The sequence below is a fragment of the Thiobacillus thiophilus genome, assembly GCF_055378705.1.
The window spans coordinates 164,691-180,949 of record NZ_AP042404.1 but is presented as its reverse complement, the minus strand read 5'-3'; the positions used below and the strand labels follow the sequence as shown (position 1 = coordinate 180,949).

Here is a 16,259-nt window from a genome sequence, read left to right as displayed (position 1 = left end):
GTTCAGTCAACTTTCATTTCGTCGATGCGCAAGCGCCTTTGCGCTACCTCTTGCGACACCAGCGCAGGAACCTGCTTGATCCCGAAGCGCCTCACCAGATGCCCGCTCTGGTCGAAGTACACCTGCCGTTTCCACTGCCGGGTGAGCGCCAAGGGTTCCCCCGCGACCAGAATCGGCTTCACCGCTCCGTTGAAGCGCTTGATAATCTCGGCGGCCTTCTTTACCTGCTTCGGGTCGCTCTGATCGAAAAAAAACAGGTGATTTGAAAGGGGCACATAGTCGAGCGGGTTGACCATGTCACCCGCACGCGCGATGACTTTGCCCTCTGGCGTGGTGATGTCGCGCGGGACGCGCCACGACGGATCAAAGTAGAAGGTGCGCGGCTGGCGCGTCTTGACGATGCCTTTCACTGGGTCAGGTCGCTCGATGCTTTGTTTCGATCGCTCGATGGCTTCTTTCTGGAGCTGGCCGAGACGGCCGTTTTTTTCCATGGACTTGAGCTTGTCCTGTATCGCTTCAAGCATGTCCGGTTCGGTGATGGGATAGGAAGGCCCCAAAATCTCCTGAGCCCAGGCCGGATACATGATCAACCCACACAGAATCATCGCCAGAGCCTTTTTGAGCATGTCAAAACAGTGGGATCGCGCGCCCGGAGACACGCTCAAGCGGAATCCAGCCCGTCAGCGCAAAGCGCGAATCCAACGAATCCTTGTGGGGTGCGTAAACATAGAAATGGTTGGCCGGAATCACGCCGGTCGGGCCAAGCGCCAACGGTTCGCCTGTCCGGGTGCGCGGCTTGGCGGTGCTCATGTACTCGCCGTTCACGAAGAAATCCCGACCCTCTGAGGTCACGGTGTCGCCCGCCATGCCACGCACCTGTTTCACGAACGAAAGTCCGGCCTTGTACGGCCCGCCGCCCGCCCAGCGCCAGGCAATGTAATCGCCGCGCTTGATATTCAGGTCGCCTTTGATCACCACAAACACCCGGTACGGCAGGCTTTCCGTGACCGTAATCGCCAACGTGAAGAACGCATTGAAGAGCAGGATGGCGACCACCAACCCGCCCCAAAACAGCCAGTTGCGGCGGAGGTGCGGAATCATCTCGGTATGCCAGTAAACCAGCCAACGATTCCATAAGTTGCCCGCGCCTGGGGCGACTACAGCCTTCGTCATGGTTTCACTCCGAAGCCTTGAGCCTCAGTCACCGTCGACATGCCGAGCATCGCTTTTAAACGCGGCGTCAGATCCTCGGCCGGCCCCGCGATCACCGCCGACTTCACCACGATGGTGCAGCCGCATTCCTTCTGCAGCCTGTCCACTGCGCGTTCGATCGCAGGGCCGATCCGGCTGACCATCAGGTAAGCAGCCTCCCGGTCCTCGTCGCTGACATTCGGACGGGAGAGCAAAGTGGTGAATTCGGTTTCCTTGATTTTGACGACACTGGCGAGGTCTACCATCGCGAATCCCGCGGTCGGTTTCGCCAGCCAGAAGTGGTATGCCGCAAGCGTCACTGTTGTGACGAGCAATGCCATCAACAGCGAAATCCCGCTCACCATAAGAAAATCACACCCCATCTCAGGCTGAGCCACGGCCTGATCTTCCGTAGCCGATACTTCAGCAGAATTACTCCCGGCCCTTGTAATCTCGGTCATATCGCCGCCTTCCGATCCTGCAGAACGGCATCGACCGCATCGGCCATGGACAAGCCAGTTTCGAGCTTCTGCCGCACGGCTGAGAAATCGCGTGCGTTGGCTGAACCCATGAGTTGGGAGTAGGGGTCAAGCAGTAGCATCCCGACCCCGTAACCAGCCTGGCCACAGGAGACGAACACTTCCGAATATTTGCCCTGTTCGGTGCGCAAGCTGCTGACGAGGTGAGCCATGTGCGGCGTGAAGGCCAGTTTCTCTTCGAGCTTGGCAATGGACTCCTGCTTCTGCCGGAGCATGAACAGCCAGTCAGCGTTTTCCAGTGCGGCCTGTGAGGCTGCGCTACGGTAGTAGTCGTTGATGCCCTGCGTGCCCGTCAGGAAGGCACCGCCGTATTTCCGGGCGCGGCGGTAGCCCGCCTCGATGAAGTCACCCGTCTGACCGCCCGTGAGCAGATCCCAGGCTTCATCCAGGATCACCACTTTGGGCTGTTCGCGCGGCGCCAGGTACATTTCCTGGGTGATGCGGTACATCAGGATGAAGAGGGCCACCGCCTGCAGGTCTTTCTTGGATTTCAACTCTTCCAACTCCAGAACAACCAGATTGGAATTGAAATTGACCGTGTGCTGGCCTTCAAAGTAATGGCCGTAGCTGCCCAGCGAGGTGTAGGAAGTCAGCTGCACCGCCAGATCGCGGATGCGTGGATCGCAGGCCTCTTCCTCGCCATGCTCAAGCGTGCCGCCATCGTGACAGGCGAGCTTCAGCTTCTCCGCAAGAAGGTCGATACTCGATCGCGGTCCGCGCTCTTCCCAAAGGCCTCGAATCGCCAGTTCGAGCTGGGACAGTTCGTAATCTGACAGTCGGCGTCCAGGGGAGATCATCTGGGCGATCAACGGCTTCAACATCTCCATGTCTTCGTCGATTTCGTTCACCATGGTGAACGGATTGAGGACGACATTCGCTTCCTTGGTGAACTCGATGTATTGACCGCCGAGCGCGTGACACAGCTTCTCGTAGGAACGGCCCACGTCGATAATCCAGACCTTCGCCCCCATCGCCAGATAGCGTTCGGCAAGTTCGTTCAGGAATGCGGATTTGCCAGACCCGGACGTTCCCACCACGCAACCGTTGTAGTTGCCAGACGGGTTGTCGAACAGATTCACGCCTATGGTCTGGCCATTACGCCCCGTGAAGGTCAGCACCGGAGCCCCGACACCGCGCCATTCGCCCAGAACAGGCGACAGATTGGCCGCGTTGGCGGTCGTTTTGGTGGAAAACCGCTGCGCGATCTTGATGTCGCGTTGCAGGGAGGGACCGAGTGCCATCGGCAGCGAGGACATCAGCGCCTGGGTCTGCATATAGGTGTCGGGGCTCAGTGCGAAGCCCAGGCTGCGCCAGATGGCTCTGGCCGCCTCGTCCGCTTCGGCTACGGCATCCGGACTGGGGAAAAGCAGCACCTGATGGTACAGACGCAATGCACCTCCCCCCTCGTCGTAGGCGTTCTGCAACAATTTCCAGTCCGCCGCCCGCTTGCTCACGTCCGGCAGCGCTTTACCCATCGGACTTTCCGAAACCTGAATCGCCCGGGCCGTTTTCATCTGCGTAAGATTCTTGTGCTCGTCGTAATTCAGAATTTGCACCCCCATGGTGATGAGAAAGGGGCAGGGGTAGCCCATGGATCCCTTATTGGCGTCTCCCAGCATGCTGGCGACTTGATGCAGGTCGAACTGCTTCGGATAACCTTGCGCCGAATGCGCACGCACACAGACCGCAACCCCTTCTGGCGAGCGCAGGGTGATGCCGAGCCTGCCCACCGATGCCACGGTGTCACGGGTAATCACCTGGTAGCGCAATGACTGTCCGCCGTCATAGCAGACCGGATCGGCTGAATGTTGTGCGGGATTCAACATGGTGCGCACCCAGGACATGAGATCTTCCGCCTCCCAGACCCGCTCGAACTGGTAATACGTCTTGAGTTTGGATACCTGGGCATCGCGCAGGGCGATGATGCGTTCCAGCGTTCGGTATTCCACATCCTTCACCGGCATCGCGACAGACAGCAGCACCCGGTAGCGACGCATCACGCTGGGGCGCGAGCTGACGGGCGGAACGAGGGATGCCTTCCTGTAATGGGCATAACGCTCAGCCGTCATGCGCGCGATCAATGAACGCTGGGCGTCGTCCTGTAGCAATTCGGGGCGCACCACCTTCTTAAAATTGTTCAGGAAGACATCAATGTCCGGGCTCCCCCACAACTGAACCTGCACCCCGGCTCCGGCTGGCATGTCCCGGTAGATTTCCTGAATCAGGCGCGCCATGTCGTCTGTAGCGCCTGTCTGCGGGTTCATTTCGATGGCGTAGCCAATCGCCTCGATGCTGCCTTCTGCCTCGCCCTCAATGGCGAATAATTTCTCGGTCTCCCAATACCCCGTCCAGGGCAAGAGATCAGAGAAGCGGTTGTAGTCCTGCCGCGTGGTGAAGTGGTTCTCGTCCGCCACTGGGGATGGCGTCGCAAGTTCGTCCTCGCGCGTCAGCCACGTTTTGAGCGAAACAAATGGTTGCGCCAGCGCGGACATCATGGATTGCCGCCCCTCTGACCCGATACGCCGGGCATCGCGTCATCTGCAACCGGACGTTCCTCCTCGGGCTTATCCTTACCCCTGAGCGGGAACACCGGCTTGTACGCGTCACGAATCTGCTGCTGGTTCGTTTCGATCAGCCACTTGCCTTGGTGGACCACGGTGTAGAGATAGTGCTGATCATGCAGATCGCCGTCCGTATCCTCCCAAGGTGCGATCCATACACGCAGCACCAACGGCGCCATGCGAATCGGATCGCCGCTGTTCGGCGTCGCCAGGTCGCGAGGGGAGAAAGAGCCAGGAGGCGGCATCGTCGCGCCATCCTTTGAATCCTTGCTGCCAGCATCCTGCGAAGATTTATCCTGGGGTTTCGGTTGTTGCTGCCCCGGCAAGGCCTCGTCCAGGGAGTTCGCGTAAATGCCGGAAACCGACGTGCAGATCACCCCATCGGGGGCCTTGCAAGCCAGTTCCGATTTCGAGCCAGAGAGTCCGGAGAATGAAGAACAACCCGCGCTCATCAAGGTCACGGCGGCGAGCGACAGAAACCCGATTTTCATTGTGTGCCTCCCTGAACATTGGCCTCGACAGGCTTCATCACGGCATCAAGCCAGGTGGAAATCCGCGCGGCAGCCGCAGCTCCCGGCATGGTTCTGCCATCGCCGGCCACCAGGAAAGGCGTACCGCTGACCCCCAACTTCTCAGCCAGAGGCAGCACCGCTTCATGCGGCGCCTCACAGCCCTTGGTCTTTTTGGGAACCTTGCCATCCAGCATCAGCGCGGACCAGGCGGCCGAGCGATCCTTGCTGCACCAGACCGCATCGGCCTTCGCGCGCGAATCAGGATGAAGCTGCTCCAATGGCATAAGGAAGGTGTAGACCGTCACGTCATCCACTTTCGCCAGCTCCTGCTCCAGCTTCTTGCAGTACGGACAGTCCGGATCCGAGAAAACGGCAAGCGCCCGGCGACCCTGGCCATGCACTTTCTTGATCGCGTGTTGCAGCGGGAGTGAGGCGAAATCGACGGCAGGTGACGTCGGCTGCGCAGCATCGGCTCCGGAGGTGATGTCCTCCTGCTTCTCCATGTCGAACATGCGCCCGAAAATGAAATACCGCCCCGACTCTTCCACGAATGCGACATTGCGGCCCATCACGACTTCGTAGATGCCCGGCAGCGGGGTGGCCGAAATCATTCCGAAGCGTGTCTTCGGGTACATCAGCCGCAGATTGCGCTGGATCGCGACTTGATCGTTCGCACGCGCAGCATCGCCGGCATCCATCATGGCCGCATCTGCGGCCACAATATTCACGTTTTGAGGCGCCAGAACAGTGTTTCCTTTCACATCCTGAGCTAGCGCAAATCCCGGCATGCAGGACAGAATCAACAGTTGGGGCAACAGGGTTTTCATTCTGGTTTGGTGTCTCATGTTCTTTACCTTCTCTCGATGCTCTGGCCGCGCGTCAGCACTACGTCGACCACGCGGCCGCCGTCCACTTCAATCACCGGAAAAACCTGTTCGGCCAGCTTGATGTAATACTTCGAGAGCTGTGACATCGCGCTTCCAACGCCTGATGCCAGTCCAGCCTGCAACTCCTTGCCGTCCGTCACCGTGCTGGTGGAACCCAGCGGTGAGGTAGATACAGTGCTCGAAGATTCCTTGAACGCTTGCCCGATGCCTGAGCCAATCCCCGCGAGGAAGGCATTCGCCAGCGCCTGACCCTGCTTGGAAACCAGTCTTCCGCGCATCCCGGCCTTGCCATCCTCACCGGCTACATACCCTTTAAGCGATACGTCGACCGCCCCACCTTTCTGGTCGATGCACGACAGCCGATCCGTCCTGATATAAGCACGCTCAGAAGATATGTCGCCGTAGCCATTGGCCGTGACCACGCAATCCTTCATGTCGGCCATGTAGCGATTGGGCAACTGGGCTGGATCGAGCACCCGCATCAATATCGGATGCGGATTGTTTTGTGCCTGTCCACCCGTCGGCGCATCCAGACCCGCCAGTAACACCACGCGCATGAACGTCCCGGCAGGAAGATAGTTCTCAGCCGATGTCTTCTCTTCCTTGGATGGGGCGGACGACATGCCGGCGGCTTGTGGCTGCGCCTGCGGTGCGGCAGGCGCAGCCACCGTCGAATCGGAAACTTCGAGCGTGAACGCGCGCTTCACCACGGGCTGCATCGGCGGATTCGGATCCATGCCAGGCTGTGCAAACTGCCCAGGCCTTCCAGGAGGCGGGGGGGGAGGGGGCGGCAATGCCGCCGAGCCCATGGGTTGCAGCGGGCGTAAATTGCCGCCGGGCTGAATTACCGCTGCCGGGGGAGGCATCGGCACTTCGTTGATTCCCGCTCCGGCGGTGCCTTGCATGGCTCCGCCACTACTTTGTGGGCTATTCACCATGTTCTGCTTGATCGCGGCGATTTCCTTGTTCAGCGCCTCGATCTTTGATGCTTCGTTCGCCCGCCAGACATCCTTGTCGTTCAGTTGCAGCCCCGGAACAGCCAGGTTGAGGCTGACCTGTTCCGGCTTGTCCACAGGAGCCTGATCGGATTTATTGCTCCCGGAGTCGGCGAACCATGCCGCAGCCAAGGCCACCCCGACAATCATGGCGCCGACGCCGCCCGCCATCATGAGCTGCTTCTTGCGGGCGGGCGAAGCCTTGAGGGTGGGTATGATTCTCGCCATTACCTCACCCCTTCGTTCCGTTTCACCACAAAGACCTGGGTGCTGCGACCCGGCTCAACGATCAAGTCGCGCACCGACACAGCCAGCACGCCTTTTTTGTAGAACTCCTGTTCGGCGACCCTAACCGGGGCGTCGCTGATATTGAACAGGCGATACTGTTCACCCACCAGTGAATGTCCAGTGAGAACATTCTCCAGCGCAAAACGGGAGCCTTTCCAGAGGCGGATTTCCTCCCATGTCTTCTTTACCTCCAGGCCTTCAGGCAAACCTTCACCTGCCAATGCCTGAATCATTTTCTTGATCGCCTGCTGATAACTGGAGGCACGTTCAATCTCTCCAGGCTTGGCTGCAACAGAAGCAGGGACAGCCGTTTCCTTGATCACGATGGTTTCACCCGGAATATCCTGGGGCTGCAACACAAGCGTGTAGGTTTTCCCACTTTGACTGAACACAAACACTCCGAACGGATCCTTGGCCAATGGATGAATCAGAGCCTGCCCGGTGGTGGCGTCCGCGCTGCCAGTGAGCAGTCCGTCGTCGGCGGACTTGACCAGGCGAACCCGGCCTCCCTCGATCGAGATGCGGTTCAAGTCTCTCAGGCTCACCTTGACGAACAGGGTCTTGCCCTCGACGCCTTCCACTACCTGCAAAGCGTGAGAGGACGGCGCGGCAAGTAAGCAAAACAGGCTAAGGAGCAGTGATTTCTTCAAACGGTCGGGCAGCATTCTTACCTTCTCTCATACCGGTCAGCAGCACACGGCCGCCGCGTTGGCCAAACTCGAATACGTAGGTTTTGTTCACCTGTGATGTTCTGCTGTCTCCTAGATAGGTGTTGAGCACACCCTGAACAGCGATGCGCTGTTTTGCCTCGTCTGGCATGACCATCGCGATCGCCATGAATGTGCTGGCGTTATCCGACTTGATCTTTTGGGCATAAGCGCCGGCTTCGATTTCCAGCTTTCCGTAAAAGCGGGGGTCGATATAGGACTTGAGTGTGCGGTGATTAAAGTCCACGTTCTGTGGCGTCACATCGAAGTAGAGCTGGGCCAGAAACACGCCCATCTCGATCAGATATTCTTTGGAAACCTTGTCATCATCGACCCAGAATGTTGTGTGGATCGTCGGTGGAACCAGTGTTTCGCGGTGTGTGTCGCCTCGCGTCAGGAAGGCGATCAACATCAGGAGCAATGCGATCTGCGACAGGGCGAACATCATCACAGCCCATCTGCGCACCCCGAGAGTGACGGCCACTTGGCCGCTCAGTTTGTCTATTCTCATCAGCCAATGAACTCTCGGATGCTCGAAGGTGGTGTTGCCTTCATTCCCAGATTGACGGGTAGATGCCAATACAGCAGGTGCATGCCATAAGCTCTGTGCTGGCCGAATTTGGCTTTGCGGTAAAGCCAGGCCATCACCAAACCGAACACCGTGAAGCTCACGAGCCAGCCTGTAATGAGGCCGAATACAAAGAAGGACATGAACAGCATGGCCACGTCGAAATCCCACCACATGAACTTGGGCGGGTCGTCCAGGCGGGTCGGGATCGTTGGCGAGTCTTGATTGGCCATGCTGTTCAGTCCGGTGATGCTTCGCTTAAATCACAGCGGCGAACATGCCGTTGATGATCGTCGGGCCAAGGCCGAACACGATGGCGAAGACGATGCCAACCAGCGCCGGCATGGCGGTAGACTTGGCGAAGCCAATGAGCGCACCGACCACGAACGCGGCGATCGCCAGCGCTTTGCCCAGATAGCCTTCGGCCCACCCCACCAGCATGTCGAACAGGGCCTGGAATTCTGTACCGGTCACACCGCCGCCGGCGGTGGTGGCCCATGCCGAGCTGACCATCAGAGCGGAGAGAAGCCCGCCGACAACGACCTGTTTTTTGCTAAACATCTGCATGAAATTCATTTGATTCTCCTTGAGCGTATGTATTGAAAGATGGGTCTCATGGTCCCGGTGTCTCAGCAGTCTCAAGGTCTCGCATCACGATGTGGCGCACCAAATCCAGCATGGCTTGCCTCGCTGTCCCATCGTTCAGACAGTATTCAATGGCGGCTGTGGCCAGCCGCCTTTCCAAGAACAGATTCCTGTTGGGAAGGGCTCTCCCAAGCGCCTGCAGCTTGAGTTTGGTTTCCTCGCGCACGAGGACTGCCTTGTATCCCGGCTCAGTAGTGTTTTTTGTCATTCCCAATCCCTATTCGCTAATGCTGATCACCGCACGTCTTGCGCTAGGGTTCGTGCTGGGCGGATGGTCGATGCAGCATCGCGAATCGACTTTGATATTCCGTTTCTGGACTCCGTTGGCGTGCATAAAAACCGCGACCGCTATCCCGCGCTTGTACGCCAGGGTTTCGTTAAATCGCTTCTTGCCTATCTGATCTGTGCTGCCAACAACCAGAAAACGTCCCGCGTCACGATGACGTTTAAGAAAAGCCTTGAGCCTGGCTTTCTCGGCCTGGCTGAGCCGGGCTGAGGCCAACGCAAAACGAACTGAAGTAGAGGAATGAACGGTGACCGGCTTGGCAGCGCTATCCGATACCCTCGCGGGCATGGGGACGGGTACAGGAAGGTCAAGCACCTTCGCCGTCTTTACAGGGCAATCGCCTTCATGACACATGACATAAGCACTAATGGAATCGGACTGCGTCACTTGCCAGTCGGCACCCATCGACGAACCTGCCCAGACCAGGGCAAGCAATGTGAACATGCATTTCATGAGGATTTCCTCATTGCCCGGTAGACTTTCCAGGCATAGCCATTTCGTGCGCGGCGGCACGCATCCCCTTTAAGTCGCGTGCATGCCGCGTTGTAGGCACCAACCGCTTCCCACGAAGCGCCATATCGAGTGAAGTTGTTCGCCAGAACCCAGGCACCCAGCTTGACGTTGGTACAGGCATCGTAGAGGTGGGCCTCGGTGTATCCGAGTGACTTGATTGGGTTCCTCCGCAGCCACCGGGTATTTATCTGCATCAGCCCAATGTCCTGAGACTGCGTATTCGCTGTGTGAGTGCTGTTAACCGCATGCGGTCTCATATTCGACTCAACTTGGGCCACAGCCTTCAGCAATAGCGGCGAGACCCCATACATCGCCCCCGCCTCATCAAAACAGAAGGCGTGGGCCTGGGTATAAAAAAGGGCCGTCAGGAGAACAACCCAAGGGGAGGGGAGGGAAACCATGTGGCGAATGCTAGGGATGCGGTCATCCCGCTTCCAGCGGAAATCAAAAGAATGTTTTTTTGATTGATTGCTGAAAATAAAATCAGAAATGGATAAAATGATCGGTTGCCCAAAAAAAGAAAGCCCAAGAAGGGCCAAGGGACTTACCCGAAAGGGCTTGTTCGCTTGAATAGACGCGAACACAAAGGAATACGGGGGGCTGAAGGGGAAATGCTTACTGGTTAAGGGCTATAAATGGCTGGACAAAGAGCGCCCACCAGTTTGCGTCCTAGCGGAAATCACCAAAAGCTTTTGAGAGTAAAGGCTCAGATTTGGCCTGACTAACAGAGAAAGCACGGGTCGCCTCTGTCAGAAAAAAATCGGTCAAGTACAGCCATTGGCGGAGTGGGGAAAATGCGATACTGGGCGGCCGGTGTAGGTCAGTAAGGGGTCGGTCGTGAAATCGGCGTGGTCTTCTGTTCGTCCTTATGTAGCGCTCCACATAAGGACGAACAGAAGACGTTGGGCATACTTGATCTGCGATTTAATTGCTGAATAGTTACCAGTAACACAGGTAATGCTTTATGGGCGGGCGGCAGCCGCCCAGTGCCAAGGGAGCCTGTTTAGAGACGTATCGTGTAGCCGAGAGAGGCTTGTCGACGCTGCTCGATGGCACCAATGAGAGATAGGACAGGTAGGATCAATCTGCCCAGAGTCTGCTCGCCACCATCCCTTTTTCGAGGAGGCTGCCTTTCTTCGCTCGGTGGATCCGGTAGCGCTCCAGGTTCTCGCCCGAAAGTTTCAGCCTGCCGCTGCGTTTGCCCTTTCCAGCTCCTGCCACCATAAGGGTCTGGCCGTCGAATACGGTCAGCGCCATCATCTTTTCACCCTCGTCGAGCTTGATCAGCTGCACGCCCTTGCCGCCAGTGCCTTCCTTTACTTCATCGATGGGGAACACCAGGGCCTTGCCGTTGCTTGCCGCAACAGCAACCCAGTCGCCCGTTGCAGGGGCCGGAGGCAGGGGAATCTGGCCGTCCTCGACCGTCATGAACGCCTTGCCAGCCCGTTGCCGGGACACCATATCGGCACACTTGGCAATGAATCCGTAGCCCACCGTGGTTGATACCAGCCAGCGGGATTCTGGAGGCGCCGAAAGGGCATGAATCAGCTTCGCGCCCTTGGCCAGATCAACGAGACTTGTGAATGGAACCCCATCGCCGCGACCGGAGGGCAAGTCGGAGATGCGAAGCGTATACGTGCGGCCGCTGCTGTCCATGAGGATGAGAGGATTCACCGTCCGGGTTTCGATGACCGCCATTTCTCCATCGCCCGCCTTGTACTGGATGGATGCCCGGTCGACACCATGGCCTTGCCGGGTGCGAAGCCAGCCATTCAGTGACACGATTACGGTCACCGGTTCGTCCACAATGGACTCTTCGCTCGTCGTTGAGGCGGTAACCGACTGCGCTGCCTCGATGCGGGTGCGGCGGTCATCGCCGTATTTCTTCATGTCAGCGCGGATCTCGTCGATGACAAGAGACGTCAGGGCATTGCCGTCGCCAAGGATACGGTTGAGTTCATCGCGCTCGCCCATCAATTCCTTCAATTCCTTTTCGATCTTGATGGATTCAAGCCGGGCTAGCTGACGCAGGCGAATTTCCAGGATGTCATCGGCCTGCACCTCGGTGAGGTCAAAAGCGGCCATCAGGTCAGACTTCGGATCGTCCGACTCACGAATGACCCGGATCACTTCGTCGATGTTCAGGAGGATGGTCAGTCGTCCTTCCAGGATATGGACGCGCCGGTTCACCACTTCGAGCCGATGCTGGCTTCGGCGGCGCACTGTGTCGACCCGGAAGCCCGCCCATTCGGCGATCAACGCCACCAGACCCTTCTGGCCGGGTCGACCATCCCTGCCGATCACCGTGAGGTTGACCGGCACATTGGTTTCCAGACTGGTCTGGGCCAGGAAGAAACGCATGAAGGTATCGGGATCATGGTTCCGTGAGCTGGGTTCCAGGACCAGGCGAACCGGATTTTTCTCGTCTGATTCGTCGCGTGTGCTGTCCAGGAGGGCGAGGATCGCCTGCTTGAGGTTCTTCTGTTCCGGCGACAGTTCTTTCTTGCCGGTCTTGGGTTGCGGGTTGGCCAGCGCCTCGATCTGGGTCAACGCCTGGGCCGTGGAAACGCCAGGCGGCAGTTCGGTGACAACGATTCGCCATTGGCCTCGTGCCAGCTGCTCCACCGTCCATTGCGCACGAACGCGCACACTGCCTCGACCCGATTCGTATACCGCGCGAAGATCTGCGGCAGAGGTGATGATCCGCCCCCCGCCGGGGAAATCGGGGCCGGGCACATGAGAAAGAATGCTGTCGAGGCTGATCGCGGGTTTTTTCAGGATGGCGATGGCCGCGGAACCGAGTTCGCGCAGGTTGTGGGAGGGAATCTCGGTGGCCATGCCGACGGCGATGCCGGACGCCCCGTTGGCCAGGAGCATGGGCAGCCGGGCCGGAAGCAGGGCGGGTTCCTTGAAGGCGCCGTCGTAGTTGGGCACGAAGTCCACCGTACCCATGTCGATCTCCGACAGGAGCAGTTCGGCGACGGGTGTGAGGCGGCTTTCCGTGTAGCGCATCGCTGCCGCGCCGTCGCCATCGCGCGACCCGAAGTTGCCTTGGCCGTCGATCAGCGGATAGCGCAGGGTGAAGCCCTGTGCCATGCGGACCATGGCGTCGTAGACGGACTGGTCTCCGTGAGGATGGAGCTTGCCGATCACGTCGCCCACCACACGGGCAGACTTGACGTGCTTGGTACTGGACGTCAGACCCATCTCACGCATGGAGTAGAGGATGCGGCGTTGAACGGGCTTCATGCCGTCCTCGACGTAGGGCAGCGCACGGCCCTTCACCACGCTCATCGCGTATGCCAGGTAGCAGCGCTCAGCATAAATGCCCAGTGGAAGCCCTTCTTCACCACTCAAACCGCCGTCACCAGAAGACGGAGGGGAGGGCGGTGCCTGGGGTGGCGTGGGCTGGGAAGACGTTTCATCCGGGTTTCCGAAGAGGTCCAGGGTGTGGGTTTCAGCCGCCTTGGTCATACGTCAGCCTCCACCAGATTGCCCTTTGTTTCCATCCAGTCGCGCCGATCGGCGGCGGCGCTCTTGCCCATCAGCATGTCGAACAGCTTCAGCGCCGCGTGCATTTCGTCGGGTGTGGCGAGCACCGGAAGGACGCGCCGGGTGGCCGGGTCCATGGCGGTTTCACGAAGCTGGGACGGGTTCATCTCGCCCAACCCCTTGAAGCGACCAACCTCAATCGCCTCAGGCTTGATTCCGTCCAAAGCGAGGCGGTCCTTGATCGCCGTCAGCTCGCCGTCATCGAGGGCATATTGGCGTCGGGCCGGTTTCTTGCCCTTGGCCGGTGCGTCAACCCGGTAGAGGGGCGGCTGTGCCACATAGATGTGCCCCTGTTCGACCAGTTTCGGGAAGTGACGGAAGAAGAGGGTCAGCAGCAGGGTGGAAATGTGCGCCCCGTCGACGTCGGCATCGGTCATGATCACGACCTTGTGGTAGCGCAGGCCGCTGAGGTCCGGATTGTCGCCCAAGCGATGCCGCTCCACCCCGAGAGCGACCGCGATGTCGTGGATTTCCTTGTTGGCGTAGAGCGCGTTGGGGTCGGTTTCCCATGAGTTCATCACTTTGCCCCGCAAAGGCAGGATGGCCTGGGTTTCGCGGTCCCGTGCTTGTTTTGCACTGCCGCCGGCGGAATCCCCCTCCACGAGGAATATTTCACGAATAACCGGGTCGTCCGTTGCGGCGTCCGAAAGCTTGCCGGGCAGGACAGCGACCCCGGAGGTTTTTCTCTTCTCGGTTTTCTGGCTGGATTTGAGACGGTTCGCTGCTGCCTTGGCCGCCATCTCGGCGATGGCTTTGCCATACTCCACGTGGCCATTGAGCCAGACTTCGAAGGGATCGCGACTCATTGTCGAAACGAGCTTCACCGCCTCGCGTGAGTTGAGCTTTTCCTTTACCTGCCCCTGGAACTGGGGGTCAAGCAGCCGGGTGGAGAGAACGAAGGACATGCGCCCCGTGACATCTTCCTGGCGCAACTGCACACCGCGCGGAAGGAGAGCGTGATGTTCTGCAAATGACTTCACCGCATCGAAGACGCCGGCGCGCAGACCGGCCTCATGGGTGCCGCCCTGCAGGGTCGGAATGAGGTTGACGTAGGATTCAGTGAAGCTGCCGGATTCCGCCCAGGTCACCGCCCATGCCGCGCCTTCTCCTTTGGCAAACCCATCGGATCCGTCCGCGTAGGCCTCGCCAGCGAAGACAGGAACCAAGGCTTCGTCAGGGGGGACCTGTTCGGACAGGTAGTCGACCAGCCCGCCTTGGTAGCAATAGACTTGCTCATCCACAGCGTCGCCACGTTCGATCTCCAGCCGGAAGGTGACGCCTGGCAGCAGTACGGCCTTGGCGCGCAGCAGACGAGCGAGTTCACGCTCGGGGATTTTGGCCGAGTCGAAGAAGACCGGGTCGGGCCAGACATGAATCGTTGTGCCCGTATCTTTCTTGGCGCACTTGCCGATGACAGCGAGCTTCTTGCTGACCCTTCCTCCATCCGCAAACACGACTTCGTTGATCTGGCCGTCTCGTTTCACCGTCACGGTTAACCGGGTGGCGAGGGCATTGGTCACAGAGACGCCAACACCGTGCAGCCCCCCGGAGAAAGCGTAAGCCCCTTCGCCGGAGGTTTTATCGAACTTGCCCCCGGCGTGCAGACGGGTCAGCACCACCACGACCGTGGGCTCTTTTTCTTGAGGATGGAGGTCTACAGGGATGCCTCGTCCATCATCGCTGACCCTGACAGAGCCATCCACACACAATCGGACACCGATCTGGGTGGCATGCCCCGCTAAAGCTTCGTCTGCTGAATTATCGATAACCTCCTGGATGACATGAAGTGGACTGTCGGTCCGTGTGTACATGCCGGGGCGAGCCCTGACGGGCTCAAGTCCTTTGAGAACCTTGATCGAATCTGCGTTGTAATCCTTAGCCATTCTTTGCTTATCTCATGAATCAAAAGGTTGCAGTAACTCACCTCAATGAAAATCACGGTGACTAGAAACACATGCTCACGAGATCGTCTGCTGGCTGCACCCCATGTGCGCGGGTCATTTGCATGGCTGGGCGTTATGCCGACCATGTGACGGGGCCATTTAGCTCATTTGCGCAACGCGGCCCCTTTAGCGACCGTGTACCGCGTCGTTAACATCCAACTCAGCCATAGGCACAATGCTTTTCATTGAATTGTTGCACGAACGTCGTGCGGGGCAATACTTGATGGCGTGCTGTAGGTTTTCATATATCAAGACATTTTTCCCACAGAGCTGAAAATGTATTTCCGCAATTCGTGAAAGTGCGGCCACACAAAGAATTCAGGAAAACTGGCGAGCCGTAACTGACCAATGGCCAAAAGCGAAAGCACAGATCATGTATGCCCACCGTCTCCTGTTCGGCCTAAGCTGCCAGTGGCGTCATGCTCTAATCAGGTCTGCTTTGCCTCGTACACCAGCCTGACCAGTCATCCAGCTGTATGACTACTTACGAACGTTCGCTGCTCATTGCTTCACCGACCGTTTTGGAACATAGGGGAGACAGCCGCACGAACCACAAGAATTCCAGCTGATCGCCTGAAGCTCTTTCAGGATTGCATAGTTGCATGGTTGCATAGTTGCATTAGAATGCAACTATGCATTCAATAAATATTAAACCACAGGAAATCTTTCAAGCCCTCGCGGACCCGACAAGGATCCGAATTGCCCGTCTTCTGGCCGACACAGGGGAGGAAGCGTGCCTTTGCGAGTTGGTAGACAGCCTCCTGGAGCCCCAGTACAAGCTCTCGCGCCACGTCAAGGTGCTGCGGCAGGCAGGTTTGTTGTCTGCGGTAAAGGAAGGTCGGTGGGTCTATCATCGGCTGGTTGAGGGCATCCCCTATCTCGACCGCCTATATGAAGCACTCCAGTCGCTGCCGGACGCCGACGGGGACTTCGCTCGCGATGTTGAGCGCTTCCGTCAGCGAATGTGCCTACGGGAAGACGGCCGCTGCCGCATCGGCATCCAGACGTCTGAGCTGGCGGCGGGAGGCGAGTGATGGCCTGTTCGTGTTCCGCGTCTTTGTCCGCGCCTGGG

General features: G+C 58.5%; 17 protein-coding genes. 1 reads left to right on the top strand and 16 read right to left on the bottom strand.

Going from position 1 to position 16,259, the window contains the following annotated elements; genetic code table 11:
* Positions 1 to 2: 2 nt before the first annotated feature.
* From traW to parE, 16 genes are all read right to left on the bottom strand, one after another.
* Positions 3 to 659 carry a type-F conjugative transfer system protein TraW gene (traW, locus tag ACZ41T_RS00890; RefSeq protein ID WP_464924009.1) on the bottom strand — a complete coding sequence of 219 codons (657 nt, stop codon included), beginning with the start codon at positions 657 to 659 and terminating at the stop codon, positions 3 to 5.
* On the bottom strand, positions 628 to 1,173 hold the full coding sequence (locus ACZ41T_RS00885; protein ID WP_464922654.1) for a S26 family signal peptidase: 546 nt from the start codon (positions 1,171 to 1,173) through the stop codon (positions 628 to 630). The genes traW and ACZ41T_RS00885 overlap by 32 nt, the downstream gene beginning before the upstream one ends.
* Positions 1,170 to 1,652, bottom strand: coding sequence for a hypothetical protein (locus tag ACZ41T_RS00880; RefSeq protein WP_464922653.1), 483 nt, complete (start codon positions 1,650 to 1,652; stop codon positions 1,170 to 1,172). The genes ACZ41T_RS00885 and ACZ41T_RS00880 overlap by 4 nt, the downstream gene beginning before the upstream one ends.
* Positions 1,649 to 4,225: a type IV secretion system protein TraC gene (gene traC, locus ACZ41T_RS00875; RefSeq protein ID WP_464922652.1), complete on the bottom strand. Its 2,577-nt coding sequence runs from the start codon at positions 4,223 to 4,225 to the stop codon at positions 1,649 to 1,651. The genes ACZ41T_RS00880 and traC overlap by 4 nt, the downstream gene beginning before the upstream one ends.
* Complete coding sequence (gene traV, locus ACZ41T_RS00870) at positions 4,222 to 4,782, bottom strand: type IV conjugative transfer system lipoprotein TraV (RefSeq protein ID WP_464922651.1); 561 nt, start codon at positions 4,780 to 4,782, stop codon at positions 4,222 to 4,224. The genes traC and traV overlap by 4 nt, the downstream gene beginning before the upstream one ends.
* A complete protein-coding gene (locus ACZ41T_RS00865; protein WP_464922650.1) occupies positions 4,779 to 5,630 on the bottom strand; it encodes a DsbC family protein in 852 nt (283 codons plus the stop codon). The genes traV and ACZ41T_RS00865 overlap by 4 nt, the downstream gene beginning before the upstream one ends.
* Before the next feature lie 23 nt (positions 5,631 to 5,653).
* The gene (locus ACZ41T_RS00860) at positions 5,654 to 6,859 is read right to left on the bottom strand and encodes a TraB/VirB10 family protein (RefSeq protein ID WP_464922649.1); all 1,206 of its coding nucleotides are present in this window, start codon (positions 6,857 to 6,859) and stop codon (positions 5,654 to 5,656) included.
* A 53-nt stretch (positions 6,860 to 6,912) separates the two neighbouring features.
* Positions 6,913 to 7,638 carry a type-F conjugative transfer system secretin TraK gene (locus tag ACZ41T_RS00855; protein WP_464922648.1) on the bottom strand — a complete coding sequence of 242 codons (726 nt, stop codon included), beginning with the start codon at positions 7,636 to 7,638 and terminating at the stop codon, positions 6,913 to 6,915.
* On the bottom strand, positions 7,601 to 8,191 hold the full coding sequence (gene traE / locus ACZ41T_RS00850) for a type IV conjugative transfer system protein TraE (protein ID WP_464922647.1): 591 nt from the start codon (positions 8,189 to 8,191) through the stop codon (positions 7,601 to 7,603). Before traE ends, ACZ41T_RS00855 begins: the two co-directional genes overlap by 38 nt.
* The gene (traL, locus tag ACZ41T_RS00845; protein WP_312532830.1) at positions 8,191 to 8,481 is read right to left on the bottom strand and encodes a type IV conjugative transfer system protein TraL; all 291 of its coding nucleotides are present in this window, start codon (positions 8,479 to 8,481) and stop codon (positions 8,191 to 8,193) included. Before traL ends, traE begins: the two co-directional genes overlap by 1 nt.
* A gap of 25 nt (positions 8,482 to 8,506) precedes the next feature.
* Complete coding sequence (gene traA, locus ACZ41T_RS00840) at positions 8,507 to 8,824, bottom strand: TraA family conjugative transfer protein (RefSeq protein ID WP_464922646.1); 318 nt, start codon at positions 8,822 to 8,824, stop codon at positions 8,507 to 8,509.
* A 37-nt stretch (positions 8,825 to 8,861) separates the two neighbouring features.
* The gene (locus ACZ41T_RS00835) at positions 8,862 to 9,101 is read right to left on the bottom strand and encodes a hypothetical protein (protein WP_296827359.1); all 240 of its coding nucleotides are present in this window, start codon (positions 9,099 to 9,101) and stop codon (positions 8,862 to 8,864) included.
* A 9-nt stretch (positions 9,102 to 9,110) separates the two neighbouring features.
* Positions 9,111 to 9,632 (bottom strand): OmpA family protein, encoded by a 522-nt coding sequence (locus ACZ41T_RS00830; protein WP_464922645.1) that lies wholly within the window; start codon positions 9,630 to 9,632, stop codon positions 9,111 to 9,113.
* A complete protein-coding gene (locus ACZ41T_RS00825) occupies positions 9,629 to 10,231 on the bottom strand; it encodes a lytic transglycosylase domain-containing protein (protein WP_464922644.1) in 603 nt (200 codons plus the stop codon). The genes ACZ41T_RS00830 and ACZ41T_RS00825 overlap by 4 nt, the downstream gene beginning before the upstream one ends.
* A 541-nt stretch (positions 10,232 to 10,772) precedes the next feature.
* Positions 10,773 to 13,166: a DNA topoisomerase IV subunit A gene (gene parC / locus ACZ41T_RS00820; protein ID WP_464922643.1), complete on the bottom strand. Its 2,394-nt coding sequence runs from the start codon at positions 13,164 to 13,166 to the stop codon at positions 10,773 to 10,775.
* The gene (gene parE / locus ACZ41T_RS00815; protein ID WP_464922642.1) at positions 13,163 to 15,127 is read right to left on the bottom strand and encodes a DNA topoisomerase IV subunit B; all 1,965 of its coding nucleotides are present in this window, start codon (positions 15,125 to 15,127) and stop codon (positions 13,163 to 13,165) included. Before parE ends, parC begins: the two co-directional genes overlap by 4 nt.
* A 692-nt stretch (positions 15,128 to 15,819) precedes the next feature.
* On the opposite strand from parE, the gene ACZ41T_RS00810 reads away from it, so the two are divergent.
* On the top strand, positions 15,820 to 16,221 hold the full coding sequence (locus tag ACZ41T_RS00810; RefSeq protein WP_464922641.1) for an ArsR/SmtB family transcription factor: 402 nt from the start codon (positions 15,820 to 15,822) through the stop codon (positions 16,219 to 16,221).
* Positions 16,222 to 16,259: the final 38 nt, after the last annotated feature.